The organism is Fictibacillus phosphorivorans (genome assembly GCF_007673525.1).
Lineage (GTDB): Bacteria > Bacillota > Bacilli > Bacillales > Fictibacillaceae > Fictibacillus > Fictibacillus phosphorivorans_C.
In genome coordinates this window covers 1,940,354-1,963,288 of the sequence record NZ_VDZU01000001.1, presented here as the reverse complement: position 1 = coordinate 1,963,288, position 22,935 = coordinate 1,940,354, and the positions used below count along the sequence as shown (strand labels likewise).

Annotated in this window: 15 protein-coding genes, 1 pseudogene, 1 riboswitch and 1 other annotated feature; of the genes and pseudogenes, 4 read left to right on the top strand and 12 right to left on the bottom strand. The window is 41.4% G+C overall.

The window, feature by feature from the left end:
• Positions 1 to 12 precede the first annotated feature (12 nt).
• A pseudogene (locus tag FS458_RS09735) lies at positions 13 to 1,249 on the bottom strand (MFS transporter).
• A 167-nt stretch (positions 1,250 to 1,416) separates the two neighbouring features.
• On the opposite strand from FS458_RS09735, the gene FS458_RS09730 reads away from it, so the two are divergent.
• The gene (locus FS458_RS09730) at positions 1,417 to 1,845 is read left to right on the top strand and encodes a MarR family winged helix-turn-helix transcriptional regulator (RefSeq protein WP_144699910.1); all 429 of its coding nucleotides are present in this window, start codon (positions 1,417 to 1,419) and stop codon (positions 1,843 to 1,845) included.
• Between the two features lie 38 nt (positions 1,846 to 1,883).
• Here the strand turns inward: FS458_RS09730 and FS458_RS09725 are convergent, their stop codons facing one another.
• The 3 genes from FS458_RS09725 to FS458_RS09715 form a co-directional block, all read right to left on the bottom strand.
• A complete protein-coding gene (locus tag FS458_RS09725; protein ID WP_144699908.1) occupies positions 1,884 to 2,747 on the bottom strand; it encodes a 5'-methylthioadenosine/S-adenosylhomocysteine nucleosidase in 864 nt (287 codons plus the stop codon).
• A gap of 165 nt (positions 2,748 to 2,912) precedes the next feature.
• A riboswitch (purine riboswitch) is annotated at positions 2,913 to 3,016 on the bottom strand.
• 289 nt (positions 3,017 to 3,305) lie between these two features.
• Complete coding sequence (locus FS458_RS09720) at positions 3,306 to 3,785, bottom strand: HIT family protein (protein WP_260858546.1); 480 nt, start codon at positions 3,783 to 3,785, stop codon at positions 3,306 to 3,308.
• A gap of 10 nt (positions 3,786 to 3,795) precedes the next feature.
• Positions 3,796 to 4,284 carry an NUDIX hydrolase gene (locus tag FS458_RS09715; RefSeq protein WP_144699906.1) on the bottom strand — a complete coding sequence of 163 codons (489 nt, stop codon included), beginning with the start codon at positions 4,282 to 4,284 and terminating at the stop codon, positions 3,796 to 3,798.
• Between the two features lie 109 nt (positions 4,285 to 4,393).
• Between FS458_RS09715 and FS458_RS09710 the strand changes: the two genes are divergently transcribed.
• On the top strand, positions 4,394 to 5,473 hold the full coding sequence (locus tag FS458_RS09710) for a nitric oxide synthase oxygenase (protein ID WP_144699904.1): 1,080 nt from the start codon (positions 4,394 to 4,396) through the stop codon (positions 5,471 to 5,473).
• Between the two features lie 112 nt (positions 5,474 to 5,585).
• Positions 5,586 to 6,509 (top strand): S66 peptidase family protein, encoded by a 924-nt coding sequence (locus FS458_RS09705; protein WP_144699902.1) that lies wholly within the window; start codon positions 5,586 to 5,588, stop codon positions 6,507 to 6,509.
• Positions 6,510 to 6,808: 299 nt separating this feature from the next.
• On the opposite strand, the gene FS458_RS09700 is transcribed toward FS458_RS09705, so the two are convergent.
• The 4 genes from FS458_RS09700 to FS458_RS09685 all read right to left on the bottom strand — a co-directional run bounded on the left by FS458_RS09700 (position 6,809) and on the right by FS458_RS09685 (position 18,472).
• Positions 6,809 to 15,001, bottom strand: coding sequence for a carboxypeptidase regulatory-like domain-containing protein (locus FS458_RS09700; RefSeq protein WP_144699900.1), 8,193 nt, complete (start codon positions 14,999 to 15,001; stop codon positions 6,809 to 6,811).
• 221 nt (positions 15,002 to 15,222) lie between these two features.
• On the bottom strand, positions 15,223 to 16,470 hold the full coding sequence (tyrS, locus tag FS458_RS09695; protein ID WP_144699898.1) for a tyrosine--tRNA ligase: 1,248 nt from the start codon (positions 16,468 to 16,470) through the stop codon (positions 15,223 to 15,225).
• Between the two features lie 69 nt (positions 16,471 to 16,539).
• Positions 16,540 to 16,765, bottom strand: a binding site (T-box leader).
• Positions 16,766 to 16,773: 8 nt separating this feature from the next.
• Positions 16,774 to 17,295 carry a MarR family transcriptional regulator gene (locus tag FS458_RS09690; RefSeq protein WP_391503394.1) on the bottom strand — a complete coding sequence of 174 codons (522 nt, stop codon included), beginning with the start codon at positions 17,293 to 17,295 and terminating at the stop codon, positions 16,774 to 16,776.
• A gap of 85 nt (positions 17,296 to 17,380) precedes the next feature.
• Positions 17,381 to 18,472, bottom strand: coding sequence for a DUF3626 domain-containing protein (locus FS458_RS09685; RefSeq protein WP_144699896.1), 1,092 nt, complete (start codon positions 18,470 to 18,472; stop codon positions 17,381 to 17,383).
• Between the two features lie 121 nt (positions 18,473 to 18,593).
• On the opposite strand from FS458_RS09685, the gene FS458_RS09680 reads away from it, so the two are divergent.
• Entirely contained in the window at positions 18,594 to 19,157 is a 564-nt protein-coding gene (locus FS458_RS09680; RefSeq protein WP_144699894.1) for a hypothetical protein, read from the top strand.
• A gap of 75 nt (positions 19,158 to 19,232) precedes the next feature.
• Here FS458_RS09680 and FS458_RS09675 read toward each other — a convergent pair whose 3' ends face one another.
• The 4 genes from FS458_RS09675 to FS458_RS09660 form a co-directional block, all read right to left on the bottom strand.
• Positions 19,233 to 20,459, bottom strand: a complete 1,227-nt coding sequence (locus tag FS458_RS09675) for a cation:proton antiporter (RefSeq protein WP_144699892.1) — start codon at positions 20,457 to 20,459, stop codon at positions 19,233 to 19,235.
• Positions 20,456 to 20,956: a cation:proton antiporter regulatory subunit gene (locus tag FS458_RS09670; RefSeq protein WP_144699890.1), complete on the bottom strand. Its 501-nt coding sequence runs from the start codon at positions 20,954 to 20,956 to the stop codon at positions 20,456 to 20,458. Before FS458_RS09670 ends, FS458_RS09675 begins: the two co-directional genes overlap by 4 nt.
• A 146-nt stretch (positions 20,957 to 21,102) precedes the next feature.
• Positions 21,103 to 21,423, bottom strand: a complete 321-nt coding sequence (locus FS458_RS09665; protein WP_144699888.1) for a hypothetical protein — start codon at positions 21,421 to 21,423, stop codon at positions 21,103 to 21,105.
• A gap of 119 nt (positions 21,424 to 21,542) precedes the next feature.
• Complete coding sequence (locus tag FS458_RS09660; protein ID WP_144699886.1) at positions 21,543 to 22,925, bottom strand: amino acid permease; 1,383 nt, start codon at positions 22,923 to 22,925, stop codon at positions 21,543 to 21,545.
• Between the last annotated feature and the right edge of the window lie 10 nt (positions 22,926 to 22,935).

The window sequence follows — 22,935 nt, the reverse complement described above, 5'->3', positions numbered from 1 at the left end:
TTCTCTACTATTTTAATGCGCAGTATCCATTCGGTCTACGTGCGCTAGATGTTTGTAGTTCCAACCGATGAAAACGATAGATAGGAAAACGAATCCAGCTGCTACATAAAACGGTAGATGTAAATTGAAGATCTCTGCTAGTTTTGCTGCCATGTAAGGAGAGATCGCCGCTCCTAGAAACCGCAGAAAACTATACGCGGCTGAAGCTGTCGATCGTTCAACAGGTGCAGCTTCCATCACAGCTGTTGTAATCAGCGTATTTGTATTTCCCAAGATCGCTCCAGCAAAAACGATCGCCGAAATGATCACCCATTGAGTTGAAGTGAATAGTCCCATGATTACAAGATCAGCTACAAATAAGAAAAGCATGATTGCCATAGATTTTACCGTTCCGAACGTTCTTTCTAGTTTCGGTGCCATAAAGACGGAAGTGATCGCTAGCAATGTTCCCCACCCTAAGAACACATAACCTAGACCCTTCGGATGTAATCCAAGAACAAATGGTGCGTAAGCCATGATCGTAAAAAAACCAATAGAGTGCCGCAACGATTCCAAGTACTAATAGTGAACGATGTTTCATCGCTTTAAACGGAGCCGATAAAGGCGCTTTTTTCTTTTTTACAGCTAACTGAGTAGTCGGTTTAGGCATTAATACCAAAAGAATTAGGAATGCTAGAATCATGAGCGTAGAAACTCCTAAGAAAGGAGATCTCCACGAAATACTTCCTAATGTACCACCGAGTAGAGGTCCGATTGAGATTCCTAATCCTACCGCTGCTTCATACAGAATAATAGCCTTAGCTGTTCCGCTGCTCGAAAGGGATACGATTGCAGCTAGAGCAGTTGCTACAAACAGAGCATTACCTAGTCCCCAACCTGCACGAAGACCAACTAGTGTCCATATGTTATCAGCAAATCCCCCTAGTGCGGATACTGTCGCAATTATAAAGACCCCTGCCAAAAGTGTTCCTTTATTGCCGAGTCTAGACGAAACGGTACTTGTAATCAACATAGCAAAAGCCATCACTGCATTATAGCTTGTATAAAGTAACGTCACTTCACTTGGTGATGCTTGAAGATTTTCAGCTATAGAAGGTAAAACTGGATTTACCAATCCCATTCCCATGAAAGCAGTTATGCAAGCGAAAAAAACAGCCCATACAGAGATCGGCTGATGAAATAAACTTTGTTTATCAAGTGTTGCTCCTGAAACCTTAGCGCCGCCTACACTTTGTGTGCTTGATGACATTCTCACATCTCCTTTATATTTTATTATGAATATAAATAATTGTATAATACAACTATGTAATTGTATAGTACAACTATATAGCTGTCAAACTTATGATTGTGTTGTTGAATGCTGTTCTAATCGGTTATCATGTTGATAGAGTTTTGTATGCAAAGGTGGCAATTACGATGAAGAATTCCATACTTGAAAGAATTGAACTCGAGATGGCCGTCCTTGTAAGGCGCGTCACTTCGATCACATCCAAAAACAAAATTGGTAATCTAGACAGATCAGCCTACCTTCTCTTACATCAGTTGTCTGTTCATGGACCTCTTGGAGTGAAGACGCTCGCTGATAACTTGCAGCTGGATACCTCTACAGTCAGTCGACAAGCTGCGTCACTTGAGAAAAAAGGGTATGTGTACAAAGTTCCAGATCATGTGGATCGTCGAGCTTACTTCTTACAGTTAACAGAATCAGGGACAGAAGATTTTAATGAGTACAAAAAGGCTCGGCTTGATCGCTTTGAAGTGCTTACCGACGATTGGACAGATGAAGAACGCCAACAGTTTGGTCATCTGTTAAAAAAATTTAATAAAGCCATATTAGAAAAATAAACCCCACTAAAGCATGTTTAGCGGGGTTTTCCTTATCCTTATTTACCTTTTTTCATGGAGATGTATTGTTTAACAACCTCAAATACATAGTCTTGATTAGCTGCTGCTGTTGTAGGATCATATTGGCCGCCATTTGTTTTGTTGTTTGAAAGTACGCGGATTCCTAGGAATGGCACATTATAAGCTTTAGAAATTTGTGCTGCAGATGCACCTTCCATCTCTTCAACAGAAGTTCCAAAGTTCTCATGGAACCATTTGATACGGTCAACTTCATTGTTCCAAACGTCTGCTGAACCGATTGTACCCTCTACAACTTTCCCTTTTGTATACTTATCTTTAACAGCATGAGCCGCTTTTAAAAGCTTTGCATCACCTTCAAAGTAACGCGCTTTTTCCGCATTCGGATCTTCCCCAGCACTTCCTTCTGATGCCATCAAGTCCATTGGAATCCATGATGTAGGATGAATGCCTTCGTTTGATTCTTTATGTGGCGTCTTTAAAGACCCGAGATTAACCGTTCTTTTTCCTAGCACGATATCAAATACGTTTAAGCTTGGATCATGTCCACCAGATGTACCTTGATTAATAATAGCTGCTGGTTTATATTTTTCAATTGCAATAGCAGTAGCTGCAGCCGTGTTCGCCATGCCTTTACCTGTTTTTGTAACAATAACTGGATAGTTATTCAGTGTTCCTTTATAGAAAACAAAGTTCCCGGACTTTTCTTCTTTAACGTTTTTTAAACGTTTTGCAAAATTCTCAGCCTCAATCGGCATTGGTCCTTGGATGATAATCGGTTGTTTTGCTTTTTCTTTTCCAGATGCTGTTTGATTGAAATTAAATCCTGCTAATGCAGATAGAAATAGAACAGCTGCGATTGCTAATAATCCGTATTTCTTCATTATATATAACCCTCCAGATGTCACGTATTACACGAATATACTCAATAAAAATAGCCTAGAGAATGTAGATGCGTTCTACCTCTAGACTAATGGAGTCAAAGTATCATTAAGCAAAGTGATATTGCTAAATTAATGGCTGACATACTTGTATTTCAAAATATAACTCAACCTATTACTTCAACTCGTAGTCCAGTTCTTACATTGGGAACCGGGTAGAAACACTCAGACCATATTACCGAGCATATACGAGTAATTCGTTTTTATGTATGTTACTTTGATAATATAACAATATTCATTCATAATTTCAACTAAAACCTTAACTATATTACGTATTTTTAAGTTAAATGTTCGTTTTTTAACAAAAATCTAGTTGGGACCACTATAAAATCATTCTGTTACCCAATGAAACGGAAGCAGAGGTGAATTAAGTCTAAAGCGGTATGACTTAAGTCTAAAATAAAAAAATTAAGTCTATTTATTGCCTCATTAAGTCGTTTTGAAGAAATAAACGCCATTCGCTAATTTTCGACACTTTCTAAGTGCACGACACGACTAGACTCACTCTTTGAAACTTCTTTTAATAGGAGTAATTTTTATCAATTCCTCGTATAATTCCGTTTTCATCTCTTCAAGTTTTTCAGGGGAAGGCTTTACTTCCTCCGAGAACATCTCTTCACGATTTACCCACCAGACAGGTCCTTTTACTGGTGAATCATTTTCTCTTCGGGGAAACAGATGCCAGTGTAGATGCGAATCTCCATTCCCGAGTAATTCATAGTTTAACTTTTCAACATTGAAGGCCTTATATACGGCTTCAGCCACTTGACTCATTTCAATCAAAAACTTATTTTTGACGTCGTTCTCTAAAAAATGAAGTTCGGTCCTATGTTGTTTAGATAGAAAAAGACTGTATCCCTTAAAATACTGATGATCTCCAATGACCACATAACCTGTTTCTAACTCAGCAACAAAATAAGGATTTGTTTCGTTTTCAATCATTTCAATACGCTCACAAATTAAACAGCTTGTATTCGTCACCGCTAAAACCTCATTCTTTTATTTTTGTTTCAATATTAGTATTAATTCCCTTTTCTGTATTCTGATTGTTTATTCTTTCGTATAGTTCCCACAGTGCCGTTTTGTTGCTATCCCATTTAAGTAAGGTCAATGCTTCTTCATAATCAACCCACTTGTATGTAGAGTGCTCACTCGAGAGCGTTAACTCATCATTCAACACTTCCAAACCAAATGAGTATTCAGGAATAACATATATGTCCTCACCCCATAAATAATGACCAACAACATGTTTTACCGGCAGCGATGTCACTGAATCTAGCTGGATAAGGTTGCACGATGCGCTTAAACCCGCTTCTTCTAATGCTTCACGTCTTGCTGCTTCAACCGGCGTTTCTTCTCCTTCACCACCACCAGCAATTCCTTGCCAATAATTTTGGTCTGCTCTTTTTAAAATGGCGTACTTAACATAACTTCCTATGATTCGATATGGTATAACCAAAACTTGGTATGGAGCTCTCAATCATCATTCCCCCAAAGATTCATGTACGTTTTTTGTAACACTTCCGAGCGGTATTTCCTTGAAAACTCGGCTATTATAATAATACACTTATTTTGTTGGGGGCTTTACTTTGAAAACCAATCTTTTACAAGAAGTAACGGAATTTATCACTGCCTGCTATCAGGAGTTAAATAAAACAGAAGAAGAAATTCAGAACAGAATCAACGAGATTACGAGCGAAATCCATCTTGAAGGCACATACAAACACACGCCCTTTGAATTAGAGTACGGAGCAAAAGTCGCTTGGCGGAACAGCAATCGCTGTATTGGAAGACTGTTCTGGGATCAGATGAATACATTCGATAAACGACATCTGGAAACAGAAGAAGACATCTTTCAAGCGATTATTGAACATATGGAGTATGCCACAAATCACGGGCGCATCCGTCCAACCATCACGATTTTTTCACCCAAAACAGAGAATCACCACATTCGCATCTGGAACCACCAGTTGATTCGTTATGCGGGCTATGTTTTAGAAGATGGTGTGGTTGGTGACCCCGCATCTATCGATTTTACGAAGAAATGTATCGAGTTAGGATGGGAGCCGAAATACGGAAAGTTCGATATCCTTCCGATCGTGATTCAAATCAACAACAACACACCTAAAATCTTTGAACTGCCTGAAGCGGCTACCCTCGAGGTGGATATTCGCCACCCGGAATATGAGTGGTTTCAGGATTTGCAGCTGAAATGGTACGGTGTCCCTTTTATATCAGATATGGCGCTTGAAATTGGCGGCATTCGCTATACGGCAGCCCCTTTTAACGGTTGGTATATGGGGACTGAAATTGGTGCTCGAAACTTAGCAGATGAAGACCGGTACAACATGCTGCCACAGATCGCATCACTTATGGACCTCGATACGAAAAGTTCCATCTCGCTTTGGAAAGATAAAGCACTTGTGGAACTAAACATTGCGGTGCTGCATTCATTTAGAGAAGAAGGTGTTAGTATCGTCGACCATCATACGGCAGCGCAGCAGTTTAAGAAGTTTGAAGAAAAAGAAACCGAGAGTGGCCGTAAAGTAACCGGAAACTGGGCATGGCTCATTCCGCCGATGTCTCCTGCAACTACCCACATCTTTCATAAGCCTTATAAAAACGAAATCGTAAAGCCGAATTTTTTTTATCAAGACAAGCCTTACTAACCATAGACCCGAAAACGTTCAGGAACTGTATCTGGACGTTTTTTTCATACCTTCCTCCCAAACAAAATATAATTGTAAGAGGTTTTCTGGTTCGATGGAGGGAGCTGTATGTATGGCAATGAAACCGCGTCAATTACAACGGGGCGACACAATCGGAATCGTAACATTAGGAAGCCCGCTAGAAGCAAACATTATTAATGAAGGAATCAATACATTAAGAAACATGGGATTTCAAGTCGTGGTGGGAGATTATGTATACGCCGCTAATGGATTTTTAGCCGGGACGCCACAGCAGCAGGCATCAGATTTAATGAACATGTTTAGAAACCCGCAAGTGAAGTTGATCCTGCCTACTAGAGGCGGTGTTGGCGTTGCCAGCATTCTTCCCTTTCTGGACTTCAACGTCATTAAAAGCAACCCTAAGATTGTTTCGGGTTATAGTGATATTACCATTTTGCTGAATGTTCTTTATCAATTTGCTGACCTTGTTACGTTTCAAAGTCTGATGCTCTTAGATTTCCGCCAGAGAACGCCATCATATAACTATAATCAATTTTTCAATAGCGTCACTCAATTAACTGCACCGTGGCCGATTAACAACCCGCCGGCAATTCCGCTTGTCAGTAAAGTAGCCGGCAATGTCACGGGACCGATTGTTGGCGGGAATCTTACTTCTTTTGTAGGAAGTTTAGGAACACCGTATGAAATTGACACAAAGGGAAAGATCTTATTTCTAGAAGATACTCATGAACCTGTTAATACCATTTTCCGGTATTTGAATCATTTGAAGCTTGCAGGAAAATTTGATGATTGCATCGGAATCATTATGGGTGAATGTACGGAATGCCAGCCCGCTTATGGGAAAACGTACGAAAATGTGATTGATGAATTCCTCGTTCCACTTGGAAAGCCATTAATGGTAAACCTTGCAAGTGCGCATGGCTACTATAAAGCAGCGATTCCTTTAGGCGTAAACGTAAACATGAATACGGTTAACCGTACACTGACCGTAATGGAACCGGCAGTTAGTCCATAGAAAAGTGCATCTTTTCGCTCTTAGCACGTGTCCCACCCCATACCACACGGGGTATACAAAGTGTTACTTCTAGAAATTCATGGATTAATTCCTGAAATTCCGGAGTTTTTCCGGCGAGTTTCGGCTATATTACGGCGAGTTTCAACCATATATCAGCGAGTTGACAACTTTCGACAAACATCACACATCCGTATACCCTCCCCCCTACAAAAAACTCAACCCACTCACACCACGTTACCGCTAAACAACAAAAAGAGATTGACCTTAACTGTGAAGGTCAATCTCTCATTCATTTTATTTTAATAGTTTACTAGTGTTGCACAATTCAATCCTACAACAAGGGTTCGGCGTACCGGACCTCTTGGACTGTCAACAAAGTAAGTTAATACGGCACAGCCAGCATTTAGATCGATTCTTACAAGGGTAAAGATCGTAGGACACGCGCTTCCCGGGATACAGAGCGGCTTACCGTTAATGATAACAACTACGCCATTTGGTACCACGAGAGGTAAAAGATTAACGATAATCTCTGTCGTTTCACCGTCTATAATGGTTACCGTTCCTGTGAACACGCGATATCCATTTTGTGTAACGGTAATGGAATAAACACCTGGCGCCAGGTTTCCGAAGCTAAAGGTACCATCTGTTCCTGAGACCGTTTCAAAGCTTGCAGCGTCATTTCGCAAAACAACCGTTGCCCCTGAAACTGGCAGTCTCGTAAAGGCATTGACCACTCTTCCATCTAGTGCACCAAACCCTGAACCTAGCACAAAGTTTACGGTTAAGTCGTCCCCTGGCAGGGCTGTTACAACTTGTGATTGATCGTCAAAGCCAGGTGCTGATGCCGTTACAGTAAGGATACCAGCTGGCAAGTTTCCGATTACATAATTTCCGTTCGGTCCAGTTGCTCCGCGGCCAACGAATAATCCGTTTTCATCGAATACAGAAACAATTGCATTAAAGACTGGAACATCTGATGAAACATTCCCCCTGATCGTAACAGGGTTTCCTGCAAGCTGAAAATCAGCTGTTGTTACTGTTCCCGCGGTAACGGCTATTAATCTTGCATCACTTGCATAACGAGTAGCTGTGGCACGGACGGAATAAGTTCCAGGAGCTAAGCCTGTTACAGAATAATTGCCGTCTGCATCTGCTACGTCACTTGTGATCGGCTCATTGTTTGCGCTAAAGACAAATACTACTGCACCAGGTATTGCAAGACCAGTAACTCGGTCTGTCACTCTCCCTGCGATCGTTCCAGGGTTGCCGGCTAACACGAAGTTTATGGTTGCTGTATTTCCAGGTTGAACTGTAAACGTTTGAAGCGACTGCTGAAAGTTCTGATTAAGAGCTACGATGCTGTATGAACCTGCATCAATATTATCGATAAAATAGCGGCCGTCTATATCAGTCTGAACCTGAACAACTACTGCTGCTCCATCTTTTGCAAGGGTTATGAGGGTATCAGCGAGTGGCTGCCCGCCTTGATCGGTCACCCTTCCACCAACAGCTGAAATTTGAGAAAGCAGAACGAGATCTTGAATGCTCACCGAATTACTGAATACTTCTTCACTGGCTTCTGCTGTTCCAAAACCAGCTGCATTTGCCACAACCGTATAAACTCCTGGCGGAAGACTGTTCACGCGGTATTGTCCTTCATTATTCGTTACGGTAACGGCTATAACGGGACCTGCAACGCCAAATGCACGAATCTCAATAGAAGCGTTCGGTATCGGTACACCGGTTGTAAGACTTGTGACGGTACCCGCTAAGCTTCCCGGATTTGGATTCAATTGAACGTTTTCTACAGTCGTATCATTGGCTAAAATGAAAACCCCGGATAGACTGGAATCAAAATTCACGGCTGTAACATTTACTTGGTAGCGGCCCGGTGCTAAACCAGATACGGAATACCTTCCATCGTTAGCAGATAAAATCGAAGTAACCGTACTTTGTGTGCTGTCAATAACTCGAACAGAAGCGCCAGGAATTGGATTTCCAGTACGCTGGTTAGAAATAACGCCTGTGAGCTCACCAGGATCCGACACTAGCTCTAGCCGCGTTTCCGCGATTTGACCGTCTTGAACGATAACACCTTTTGTTGCGCTTCCGAATCCTGTTTTTGAAGCAGATACATTCAGCGTACCTAGCGGCAGATTGGTAATGAAGAACTGCCCATTGCTATCTGTTATTCCTGTTGCAACCACAATGTTGGCGATATCGGTTACCGTAATCCGCGCACCATTAATCGGCGTTCCTGTCCCGCTTTCAACAACAGTTCCTCGTACCGCTCCAAATGCAGTTGCTAAATTAATAACCACTTGAGTCACTTCATTAGCTGCAACATTGACCGGTACGGTTTTGGACTGAAATCCTGCTGCATTCACGTTTAACAAATAGCTTCCTGGACGTATATCAAGGAAAGAGAATTGTCCTAAGTTGTTTGTGATAATGGTTCGAATAATCACACCGCTTGTATTGGTCAGTTTTACTGCAATTTGCCGGTTTACGATCGGATTGCCTGCTGCATCCACAACAGAACCTTGTATGTCTCCTTGAATGGTGGAAATCGTGATCGATGCATTTGTTGTCTGATTGCTTGTAACGATGGCTCCAACCGTGTTAGGAGAAAAACCAAACTTGTCAGCACTAACGGTATACGTGTTTGGAGCTAAACCTGAAGCCAAATAAGCGCCGTTTGAATCTGTTGTCGTTGTACGGATAATGATGCCAATGGAGTTGATGACACTTATGACCGCACCGATTACCGGGTCACCTGTAGTAGCATTCCTTACAACACCTTGGATGTTTCCTGGATTTGGTTCAAGTGTAAAGTTAACATTTGGACGAACTTCTCCTGGGCCAATGGTAATTCCTCCAGTAAAGTTCGCAAAGCCTGGGGCTGTAACCACAGTAGTGTACGTCCCAGGAGCAATATTTGAAATTTCATACGTCCCGTCCGAGCTTGTAGAAGCTGTACCTGCAACGACTCCATTTAAGTTTACAACTTTTACTGTGGCATCTATTATCGGATCACCGGAAGTGCTGCGGACCGTTCCGCGAATGGTTGCTGGGTTCGGGATAAGAGCGATGTTCGTAATCGTTGTTTCATCAGCTGTAACTACAGCTCCTGTAGAGTTTCTCGCATAATTGACCGCGGTTGCCACCACATTGTACGTGTCAGGCGGCAGGCCAGCCACTACATAGTTTCCTAGACTGTCTGTTAATGATCTGGCAATTGGATCTGTTTCAGTGGAGCGGAAGACAATAACAACACTTCCAACGAGCGGACCTCTTGTTTCAGCATCCGTAATTTTCCCGGCAATTCTTCCTAAAATTTGGTTTAGAGCGATATTTACAGAAGCCGTTCCACCTGGTCCAACTGTAAACGTTACTTCTTCTCTCTGAAACCGCGGATCGACGGCTACGAGCCTGTATTGTCCAGCTGAGAAACCGTTTATAAAATAACCGCCTGCAGCATCTGTTAACACAGAAGTGATGAGAACGCCCGCATTTGTGAACAAACGAATCAAAACATTGGCAAGCAGAGCGCCTGTATCTTCATTCGTAACGATACCTGTAACAGAACCCGGACTATTTGTAAGCAGAATGTTTAAGGTCGTAGTCTGATTCGGCTGAACAACAGTAGATGCTGTTTCTGATCCATAATCCTGCAGAGACGCCACAATGGTATAAGAGTTTGGCGAAAGCGCACTGAATATATATTGTCCGTCGCTGTTTGTCAGCGTAGTTCCTACAATTGGGCCGACAGATGACAGCTGTCTGGCAATAACCGATACACCTGCTAGCGGCTGGCCACTCTGCCGGTCACTGATTACGCCCGAAATGGTACCTGGCGACGGTGACAGGGCAAAGCTTAAAACACTCGCCGCATTCGGTTGAATGGTGAAGCTCGCCGCATCTGTTGTAAAACCATCCGCTGTTGCTGTGGCTCTATATGTTCCCGGATTAAGATCAGGAACCAAATACATTCCAAATTGATCTGCTACAGCAGTTGTAATAATAGCGCCTGTATCGGTCGAAACGATTACGATGGTTCCCGGTATTGAATTACCTGTTCGCACATCGGTAACCATTCCGCTTAAAGATCCAGGTGTTGGAGACAAGCGCAGTATAACGTTCTTTGTTTCATTTGGATTAAGAAAAATCGTGGCCGTATTCGATCCAAAGTTATCAGCAGATGTACTGATAACGGCATTTCCTGGAGGAATGTTAGAGATGGTGAATTCGCCGTTGCTGCCGCTGATCGAACGGTTGATAAAGATTCCGTTTACTGTTGTTACTAAAATGACGGACCCTGGAATCGGTGCACCAGAACTGGCATTGACCACTTGGCCTGTAACTGTAGCCGGCAATAAGCTTAATGGTACAGTCACCGGTACGGTTGTTCCTGTAACCACATCAACAGGAACGGTGTTCGAGCTGTATTGATCCGCACTTACGTTTATAAAATACCTGCCCGGACTTAAACCTAAAACGATGAATGTTCCATCTGGATTCGCAAGGAACGCTCTGAGCAGCTGACCCGAAGAATGCAGAAGGCGGACTTGAATATCATTTCCTGTTATTGGATTGCCGTCCTGATCAACAACCTGGCCAGACACGTTTCCGACTGTGCTCGACAGCTGAATATTGGCACCGGCAGTCTGATTGCTCGTAACGATTGCGCCTGTTGTTACAGTGGAAAAATCGTCTTTGTTAGCCGTAACCGTATAGCTTCCTGGTGCAAGGTTGTTTACAATATAGTTTCCTGCAGGAGATGTTAAAGCTGAGCCTATAAAAGCCCCGTTTGTTGTACGGACGATGAGCGTCACACCACTTAGCGGCGTTCCGTTCTCATCGGTCACTTGACCGGCGATCGCACCCGGATTTGGTTCTAGCTGATAATTCGCTCCAGAAATAACGAGACCTGGCGTGGTTGAGATCCCTGCGATCAGTGAAGAAAAATTCTGAGCTGTGATACTCACCTGGAAAGTTCCTGGAGGTAAGTTACCAATTGAATAGTTTCCGTTGCTATCAGTAGAACCTAAACCAATGATCGTTTCGTTAGCATCGAGGATTTGCACGATTGCATCTTTTATCGGTGTACCAGATGTACTCGTGATCTGTCCTGAAACAGTGGCTGGGTTCGGCTGTAGCGTCAGTGAAACCGATGACGTCTGATCCGCAAAAACACTAACCCCTGTAACAGCTGTCTGATAATTTGGCAATGACGCTGTTATTGTGTATTGTCCTGGTGCAATGGAATCAAATCGGAACACGCCTCCAGGAGCTGTTGTTGCGGAACTGATTAAAATATTATCAGCTGTAAAGAGCTGAATCGTCCCTCCTCCAAAGGCCGGTGAGATTTGGCCATCAATCGTTCCCGGATTAGGAGGCAGGTCTACATTGCGAATCGTGATTAAGTTCGGTTGAACAATGGCTCCTGTTTGATTTGTCTGAAAACCTGGTGCTGAAACGATAACATTATAAGACCCCGGCGCCAGTCCTGTAATTAAATAGTTTCCTAGTGCGTCCGTTAACGTCGTCAAAATCGTTAGTCCGTTCAAATCCGTTACTCTGACTGTCGCCCCGCTGATTGGTCCGCCTGATCCTGTAATATTTCCTGAAATACTGCCTGGTGATGGGTCGAGGGAGATGTTTGTCGTTTCTGTTTCTCCGGCTGTTAATATGACGGTTGCCGTATTCGTTTGAAAATTATTGGCACTCACCACTACCGCATACGTGCCTGGTGCCAGGTTTTGAACTTCATACATTCCGTTTGGATCGGTAAATGCAGATGCAATAGGCGTACCGTTTAGATTTAGAATCCTTACTTCAATAGATGCTCCTGTAATGGGTGTTCCTGTTGTACTATTGAAAACAGTCCCTGTTATAGTTGCAGGGTTAGGTGCAAGATTAAAGGACACAACCGTAGTTTGGTTGGAGTTGATGATAGCGCCAAGTGACAGTGTTTGATAACTGTCCTGAGAAGCTGTTGCGGTGTACGTTCCTGGTGCCAAGTTCGTAACCGTATACCTCCCCTCGTCATCTGCAACGTTTCTTGATATAACAGTTCCTGAACTGCTCTCCCTCACAACAATCGTGGCACCTGCCAGCGGCGTACCATTTGTTACGACTATCCCTGTCAGCGTTCCCGGATTCGGTTCGAGCTGCACTTGAACAGATGTCGTTTCATTATCCTGAATGATGACGCCTGCTGTATTGCTCGAAAAGTTTGGTGCTGTCACCACCTGAGTATAAGAACCAGGAATCAGATTGTTAATTGTATATGATCCGTTAGCATCCGTTACGGTAGACCCTACAAGTAAATTATTTTGATACAGTTCTACAATAGCACCCGAAAGTGGAGTACCCACATTGGACGTAACTGTACCGGTTAATAATCCAACGATTCTTCCTAAGCTTGCATTGACCGTGCTCGTTGCATTCGACTGAATCATTGCCCCTAAAACAACTGTGCCGTATCCATTAACAGTAAACGTAACGGAATAAGTCCCAGGAGGCAGCTGTTCTACCGTATATTGCCCTCCTCCATTGGAGGTTGTTTGCGCAATTGTAATGCCGCTTGAATTGAGCACACGAATACTTGCCCCAGAAAGAGGCGCATTTGTTCCAGCATCCCTAACTGCACCTGTGAGTATGCCTGGATTTGGTGTAAGAGCCGCATTCAGCGTAGTCGTCTGACCCGCTGTTAAAGTCGTACCGAGAAGCTGTGTTCCAAAGTTTGGTGCAGAAAAGCGGACACGATAGGTTCCTCCTGCGAGATTGTTCAACGAATATTGACCCGCACCATTCGTCGTTGTGCTTGTTATAACAATCCCCGTTTCATTTAACACTTCTACAGTTGCACCAGAAATTGGATTACTGTCTGTATCGGTTACCGTTCCTTGAATACCAGCCGGATTTAACGCAAGCGTGAAATCATCGGTCTCCGTTTCATTAGGAGCAAGGTCGATCCCTCTTGAAGCAGATTGGAAGTTTGTTGCTGTCACGCTGATTGTATAGAAACCAGGAATAACGCCAGAGATGCTATATTGGCCAAATGCGTTAGTCGTTGCAGTGGCAACTTCTATACCTGATGTGTCCGTCAGTTTGACAACCGCATTTTGCAGTGGGCCGAACCCTGCACCGATAACTGTCCCGTTTACTGTTGCCGGAAGTGGGTTTAACAGCAATTCTACTCGGCTTATATTGCCGCTTGTCACCGTTGCACCTCGAACAGCTGAAGTATAATCAGGATACGAGAATGTTAATGTATACGATCCTGGAGTTAGTCCAGTAAAGCTATAATCTCCGTTACCATTTGTCGTAGTGGTAGCGATTGTGGTAACACCTTGTTGCAGAAGGACGTTTACACCTGTTAATGGCAAACCAGTTGAACCGTCTTTTACAGTTCCTACGATACCACCAGTCGTTTGAACCGTTATCACCGTTGTTGCAGTACTAACAGGCAGAGTGTTTCCTGTAAAGTTATCAATTCCGCTTGTTGTAGCTGTCTCGAGAGTTCTTGAACCTGTAGTTGTAAAAATACCTGTTATCGAGAAGGTTAACGTCGTTTGCGTCCCTGCGGCCAGATTCCCAACGTTCCAGCTAAGTGTTTTCGTAAGTGAATCATACGCAGCAGTTCCGCTTGCCACATTGATTAGTGTAAAATTCGAAATTAGGTCGAGACCTAAAACATCTCGAACAAACACGGTAGTTGCCGTACTTTTACCCGTATTCGAAAGCGTTATTCTCGCCGTGTATGTGGCAGATTGACCTGCCAAAATGGTAGTCGGTCCGGAAATTAACTGCTTAGAGGCAACTAGTTTTGCTTGTACGTTAACCTCTTCTGGTGTAACCGGGTTTGATAGCGCATTTTGAAATTGAAAACCTTCAGAGGTTCGAAGAGAGTCTTTGTTGTAGTTGTTGGCATTTGCTGAAGTGAAAGAGATGAGTTGAAGAGGACTGTTCGCATTAATTCCTAAAAATGAAAACAAAACAGAGACTGGAATGAAAAAGTCTAAGAAAAAGTCTGGATCTCCGCTAAAACTAGAATCCGCAGGCGTTACCCTTGCATAATCAAAGTTTACAATCGGCTGCGTAAAGTTTGGTGCTCCTTGCCCGTTTGTACCTTCAGCCTGATCTGTCCATGAGTTAAACTGCACGATCGTATTTTGAATCAGTTCGAGTCGTTGCAGGTTTCCGTTAACCGTTAAAAGCCAGTTGTATGTTCCTGGCACTCCCGTTGTATTGATTAAAACACCCCAGGCAAAATTACGGAAAGCCGTCAAAGCATTGTTTCTTGGATCACTGTTTAAACGAAGTCTAAAATAAACATTTGTACTGTCATAAGCGACATAAAATGAGGGGAATTGCGCATTACCAACTAAGTCTGTGGATGCAGGCGACTCGTCCCCTACAACGTCAAAATAAGTTTGTCCGCCAACACTTAGTGGAGAAAATTGAATATTACTCGGAAATGGCATATAAAAGTTTTGCACTCCTTTGATCTTATCTTGGCACTTTTGTAAGTAGTTAATTTCCGTTTCTGAATTCTTTTAGAAACAACAAACTTAAAAAATTACTGCCTTATCTTATAACGTATTCACCTCGTGTCCCATTTGGTACGATAAACACCTAAGTTTTTTAAGAAATAGTGTCACACTTAAAAGAAGAACCATACAATATGGTCCTTCTATCTTCATACTTAATTTTTTTGGATCTTCACAAATTTCCGCTTGCCTACTTGAATGATTAAGCCATCTTTTACAATCACTCGCAAATTCGTATCTTCCACTTTTTCGCCAACAATTTTAACGCCTCGGTTGGCAATCATTCGGCGAGCTTCACTTTTTGACGAGAGCATCTTCAGCTCAACAATCAAGTCGATAACAGATACTTCCTCTGCACCACTCCACTCCATCACCGGGATCTCATCAGGCATGGTCCCTTGCTGAAAAACGGTGATAAAATGCTGTTCGGCCGCCTCAGCTGCTTGATTGCCATGGTACATCCGTACAATTGTTTTTGCTAGAAGCATCTTTGCATCACGCGGGTGCATTTTCCCACTCTCGATTTCCACTTTCATACGTTGAAGTTCTTCAGGCGTAAAATCGGTCACGAGTTCAAAGTACTTAGTCATAAGCGAATCGGGAATCGACATCGACTTTCCATACATTTCTTGAGGTACTTCATCGATTCCAATGTAATTCTTCTTGGACTTAGACATCTTTTCAACTCCATCTAAACCTTCTAAGAGCGGCATCAACATTGCAACTTGCTTTTCTTTCCCAAACTTCTCTTGGTAATGTCTTCCCATTAGAATGTTAAAGTGCTGATCGGTCCCTCCTAGCTCAATATCACACTCCAGCATCACGGAATCGTAGCCTTGCATAAGAGGGTAAAAGAACTCATGAAGCGAAATCGGCTTTCCTGTTGAGATGCGCTCATCAAAATCATCCCGCTCTAATAATCTGGCCACAGTAATTTTACCTGCCAGATTGATGACATCTTCAAATTCCAGCTTTGAAAGCCATTTAGAATTGTAGTGTAGCTCTACTTTTTCCATATCTATTATTTTTCCAAACTGTTCAAAATACGTTTTCGCATTGTGCTCTACTTCTTCTGTCGTCAATTGTTTTCTAGCGACCGACTTTCCAGTAGGATCACCGATCTTTCCTGTAAAATCTCCAATGATCAATTGAATGACATGACCATTTTGTTGAAACTGTCTTAGTTTGTTCAACACCACTGTATGACCTAGATGTACGTCTGGAGCTGAGGGGTCGAGTCCCAGCTTTATTTTTAAAGGTCGATTTTCTAAAATAGACTTCGCTACTTTGGTTTCTAGCTCTTCTGTAGGAATAATATCTTGAACGCCTTGTTTATAGATTGCCATCTGCCTCTTAACTTCAACTTGTTGTTTCTCTGTAAGCTGTTCTATAACCTGATTCATCCTCTTTTCCTCCTTATAAAATTTCAAAATGTTAGTTTATAAAAATAAAAAAGACCACATCCCTAAAACACAAGGGACGTGGTCTAACTATTTACACGCGGTACCACCCTAATTGAAGAACAAACATTCTTCCACTCAAACTTAATAACGGTATTCCCGTTCTTCGTCAAATAGAATAGACGAAGAAAGCTCTTGGAAATGTAATTCACATGATCTTTGTACTGATTCACACCAACCATCAGCTCTCTAAAAACAGGGAGATCTTTGCTACTGCGTTTCCTGTCATCACATTTTTATATGAATTTAAAAGTTATTCTCTCGTATAACTCTTCTCAACAAGCTTGATATTAATTTCTGTTCTTCAACGGACAAGGAAGAGACGACTTCGACTTCACCTTCGTGAAACTTTGGATACAGTTCTTCCATGACTTTTCTGCCTTTTTCCGTCAAAACAACACATGTGATGCGTCGATCGCGATTATCAACCTTACGATAGCATAATTCTTTTCTTTCCAATGTATTCGTGATGTTACTTATGGTTGCTTTTGAAACACCAGCGGATAATGCTAGTTTTTTTGTTTCAACGGATTCCCATATCCACAGATCATAAAGAATCGAAAATGACGTCCACGATAGCCCATGTTTTGCTAATACTTCTCGCTCCATCTTATTACGCAGTCCTTGGGCCGCTCGATAAAGGTTTGTGACGACCGTAATAGAGTGTAGATTGAGTGATTCAATCGGTGCTTTCGTCAATTGATTGATGGTATCCTTCTCTTCCGGCAACAACTCACCATATTCATCAAAAGAATAGATATGATCCACTCCTTATCAATTATCATAATCGTTAGCATTGAAACGATATTAACAGATAAAAGTCATAAATGCAAGTTGTTATTTTCCTACATATTTATCTTCTTTTAGTATGTGGTTTTCCATACTTCACCAACACATGCCATAGAAGCTTCAATTCTTGTAATATTTCATTCTGCGTACCTCTGTCGCCCCAGGTTTCTGGATTCTTCATTAAATCCATTACAGCTTCTCCTATAAGATGTGCATGAATCACCTGATCTTTAGAAATTCTTTTTGCTAATGATGGCATTTCCGGTCCACGAAAATCAGATGGGATATGATCAACAGACAATTGAAATCCTGCATGGTAATAGAGCTTTATATGATATTTCGCACAAAGTTTTGTTAGCGTTTGTCCTACCTTCGTTTCTATAAATGAAGGGTCTGCAACAAGAATCTCTACATCTTCTTTTAATGAAACAGCACCGTGAACTTGTGCTTCAATATAATGATTGAGGTTTCGGTAAACTTGTTTTTTAGCTGGATCTTCAAAGGGCTTTTCAATCTTATGAAAAAGGTGTTGGATTAACGAAACCAACATAAGATTATGCTCCCCGAGCGCAAAATCTCTCGTAAAAATTTCTTCAAATAATGCTGCAAGTATCATATCGAACTCTCGAAGTGTGCCCTTTTCTTTTGGATTTTGATGAGAATCAAGATATGTAAAGGTAGCTCGATTTGATACTTCAGATTTAAGTAAGAAATAACATGATCCAAATCGAGGAGCTGGTCCATCTGCATGATTCAAAATGTTTAACGCACCATATTTTGCTCGTTCATTAAGGTTCGTGCCTTTTATCTGGTAAGCCCCTCCGAATAATAATTCTTCCCACTGATCGCGAAATCCTCCAGGGTACGCAGACACACTTCCGTTTGAAAGTAATGTTTCAAACTGACTTTTGTATATCCCCTCTAGAAACAATGCTTCTGCAATACTAACCATTGATGAGTTTGGTCGATCTGGATGAAAGTGAAGTGCTATTTGGGAATGCTTTTTAAGTTTATGGACCGCCTTATGATAAAGATCATTTGAGATGTTAGTCATTTTTAATAGATGTTGGATGGTTGCTTGAGCATCTTGTTTATGTTGTGCAGCATACCGTTCAATATGATCTATCGCTAATTGTTGAGCTTGAGTTAATTTCATAATATACTCTCCTCTTCCTTCATCAAATAATGTTATTCGAGAAGCAACGAGGGAAACCTTCATATTCACGAATAGTGATTTAGCATCCTTGAATATATTTTATCTAAAGGAGAGGATGACTTTGAATTACAAAAAGAAAAGAATCACAGGATCTAGAAGCTTTAGGACTCCGAATACATTTCCTCTCATCCTACTTTTAGTGATTCTGCTATTGTCTGCATTTAGTTTATTTTTATCTTCGTCAGTATTTCAAGATCACCTTGTTTTGTCCGAGCTTTTTCTTTTTTTAGCCATGTCGCTGCTCTCATTATTTATTGGCTTTGTTGCGTGTTATTTGAGATTGAACAATTGGATAGAACGCATTCTTATTCTGATAGTAATCCTTGGTTCCATTGCATTTTCGATTGCTTTTGCACAAACCACGTTTCAGCTTTACAAAGACATAAGTGACTATGAAGCTAGAAACTTTAACCTGGTAGAAGGCATCCCCTCATCCTTAACGTATGATGGTTCCAAAAATGGTCCTGATTATGTTTCTTCTATAACAATTAATGATAAAAAAATTATCGTCGCACATTTGAATATAACGGCAAAGCGCTACGAAGATCATCTTGAAAACGAATCTATTCGACTAAAATACCTTTCTCATAGTAAGTTTGCGGTAACTATAGAAAAAACCAATTAAGTTTTTTCGCATTTGAGTTGAACAATAAAAAACACAGCCCCTGTGATAGAGAAGCTGTGTTTTCATTACACATACTCAATTTGCCTTCTTTTTAAGTTGAGGCTGTTCTTCTTTTTTCCATTTAAAGATGCCATTTAATACACCATAGATTTTCTTCGACTCTTTTGTGAGCAATGGACCAAGAATCGCCAAGATCAGCACATACAGTGCGGAGAATGGTTTTAAAACAGAGGCCAAGCCGCCTGCCATACCAATGTTTGCTACGATGATTGAGAACTCTCCTCTTGAAACAATCGTTAGTCCAATGTTGGACGAAGCTTTATGTGACAGTCCAGCCTTTCTTCCTGCGATCATTCCGGCTATAAAGTTCCCGACGATCGTAATGAGAACAGCTCCTAACGCCAACCAAACTGCTCCACCTAACGTAAACGGATCTATACTTAATCCGAAGCTGAAAAAGAAGATTGCACCAAAGAAATCTCTGAACGGTATGACCATCTTCTCAATACGTTCACTATGTTCAGTTTCAGAAAAAACAAGTCCTAACAATAAAGCACCAATCGCTTCAGCAACATGAATCGTTTCTGAAAATCCTGCAATAAAAAACAACGATGCGAAGATCACGATAATAAAGATCTCGTTAGATGTTATATTGAGCAGTCTATTCAAATGCTTCGTACACGTTCTTGCAATAACAAAGAACAAAATCATATAACCAAATGCGATTAAAATGGATTTTGTAACTCCTAGAATAGAAGTCGCATCTCCTAACACTAACCCTGAAATGATCGATAGATAAACAGCTAAGAATATATCTTCGAACATAATGATTCCGAGGATCAGTTCTGTTTCAGGATTCGCTGTACGCCTCAGATCAACGATGATCTTTGCGACGATAGCACTGGAAGAGATGGTGATGATTCCAGCTATGATTAGAACCTCTAATAGAGGAAAACCCATTATATATGCGTAGATCAATCCTAATGAGAAGTTGATCAGAATATAGATGCTACCGCCAACAGCAATATTTTTGCCGGAGCGCACTAACTTACCGACCGAAAATTCTAAACCGAGATAGAACAGCAGAAACAAGACACCTATCCTCCCAAAGAAGGTAATGATCTCGTTGCTGTTAATAAAGGTAAAATCCAAAACGCCAATAACAGGGGCATGAGGACCTACAATCATTCCGAATATGATGAGAAACGGAATAATGGAGAAGTTTAATTTATTTGCGAGTAAAGCAGCAAACGCGATGATGATTAGAGCTGTACCAACTTCTAGTACAAGATGATTTGTCATTCACTGCTCACCTCAGCTGAAAACATCTCTTTAATAATTCTTTTAACACCAGGTCTTTCACCTGAAATAACAAGCATATCTCCAGAGCCAATCATTGTTTCAGGACCAGGATTCAAGACTTTTTCGTTTCCTTTTATGATAGCAATGACAGACACTTCGTATTTTTGACGAATATCCAGTTCTCCGATTGTCCTTCCAACCGAAAACGCATTGGAATCAACTCGATACCACTCGATCATGAGTTCATCAAAAGCCATTTCAATTGTTTCAAGAGCTTTTGGTCGATAAATCATTCCACCAATAATGGCAGCAAACTGTCTTGCTTCCGTATCACTTAACGTAATCGACGAGAGACTTTCTTCATAATCGTGCTTATCGAAATGATATATCTCTCTTCTTCCATCATCATGAACAATTACGACAACTTTATCTTTATTAGCTATTTCAACTTCGAACTTTCTGCCGATTCCAGGTAATTCTGTTTCTTTAACGATCATAACAATCTCCCTTTTTTTGTATTTTTAAGCACAGCAAATAAACGTTCGGAAACATGTTTTTTCGAAGCGTGCTTATGAATAGATGGTTCTGTTAAATAAACCTTACATTGAAGGCGCTTTTAAAGGTTTTGAGATTGTTGTGATCGTCAGAGGTAATTCGATTGAAATTGATAGGGGGTAAGACGTACAATTTTGTTTTCCACTTGGCTGTATGCTGGGAATACATAATAATCGTTTGATTCTTCTAAAGGTATCTGGTCATCCGAATAAACAGCTTTTACAGTCTTCTTTAACTTTTTACTTTTTGTAGGATATTCGCCGATTATTGTTGATTCATCGATTGACGCTGAGGACAATTCATAAACGTCATTTTGTGGAGGCGAGAACAGGTTTTCCATATTGTAGTTAGGAAAAAGTGATGTAAACGCAAATACATACAATAATCCCAATAAAGAAAATTTCCGCAATTTCTTACTCCCCCCTTTCTTTTTTACTACTACAAGTATAACACGAAACAACGCGTTTCTGAAGTAAAGTGAAAAAGCTACCTATATGAAAGGCAGCTTTTCTCACTATCAATCTCTTTCTATTTCGTTGTGTTTAAACGGCTGTGACGATAACCGTAACTAAAATAAAGAACAAGTCCGATCACAAGCCAAACGACGAAGCCTTTCCAAGTGAAAGCTGAGAGTTGAAGCATAAGATAAACACAGAAGATAATGGCTAAGGCTGGAATCAATGGAACCCAAGGGGTCTTAAAGCCTCGTTCGATGTCTGGCCGAGTTTTTCTAAGAACGGCAACACCTAAAGATACTGTTGCAAAAGCAAACAAAGTACCAATACTCGTAAGTTCTGCAAGTTTGTCTAATGGAACGAATCCAGCAAATAAGGCCACAAGCAATCCAGTTGTCCATGTACTCGGTAGTGGCACTTTCGTTCTTGGATGTACCGCGGACAGTTTACTTGGAAGAAGCCCATCACGGCTCATTGCATAAAACAATCTAGTCTGACCGAACATCATAACAATTAACACCGTTGTAATACCTACAATTGCACCCAATGAGATAAAACCTGCTGCCCAATCTTGACCGATAAATTGCAGAGCAAAAGCTACAGGATCTTTTACATTAAGCATGTTATAAGGAACAATTCCAGTGAGAATGAGTGAAACTACTATATAGATGACTGTACAGATTGCCAATGCAGAGATAATACCGATTGGTAAGTTTCGTTGTGGGTTCTTTACTTCCTCTGCAGCTGTAGATACTGCATCAAAACCAAAATATGCAAAAACAACTACTGCAGCCCCTGTTACTACACCCGAGAATCCAAAAGGAACAAACGGCTCCCAGTTAGCAGGTTCTACATACCAAACGCCTACAGCGATGAATAAGAGAATGACAGCAACTTTCACAATAACCATAATGGAATTAAATTTGGCTGATTCTTTTACACCTCTTGATAGAAGAAGTGTGACGAGCAAAATTATCATAACTGCAGGTAAATCAATATAAGTTCCTTTTGAAGGATCAAAAGCACTTGTTATAGCTGTTGGAAGATGTATTCCAAAGCCGGTTAAAAGGCTTTGAAAATACCCTGACCATCCACTCGCTACAGCTGATGAAGCGAGCCCATATTCCAGTACGAGATCCCAGCCTAGAATCCAAGCAAAAATCTCTCCGAATGCTACATAACTGTAAGTGTAAGCACTACCCGATTGTGGAATCATAGATGCGAATTCGGAATAACAAAGTGCCGCAAAAACGCAAGCAAGCCCTGCAATTATAAATGATAGAATTAGAGCTGGACCCGCATATTTTGCAGCTGCGACCCCAGTCAGTACAAAGACCCCCGTTCCAATGATGGCCCCTACTCCGAGCATCGTAAGGTCGACTGCACCAAGAACACGATTTAAAGATTGGTCACCGCTTTGACTAGTAGTTAATAATTTTTTTCTAAATAAGTTCATAAGTCCTCCA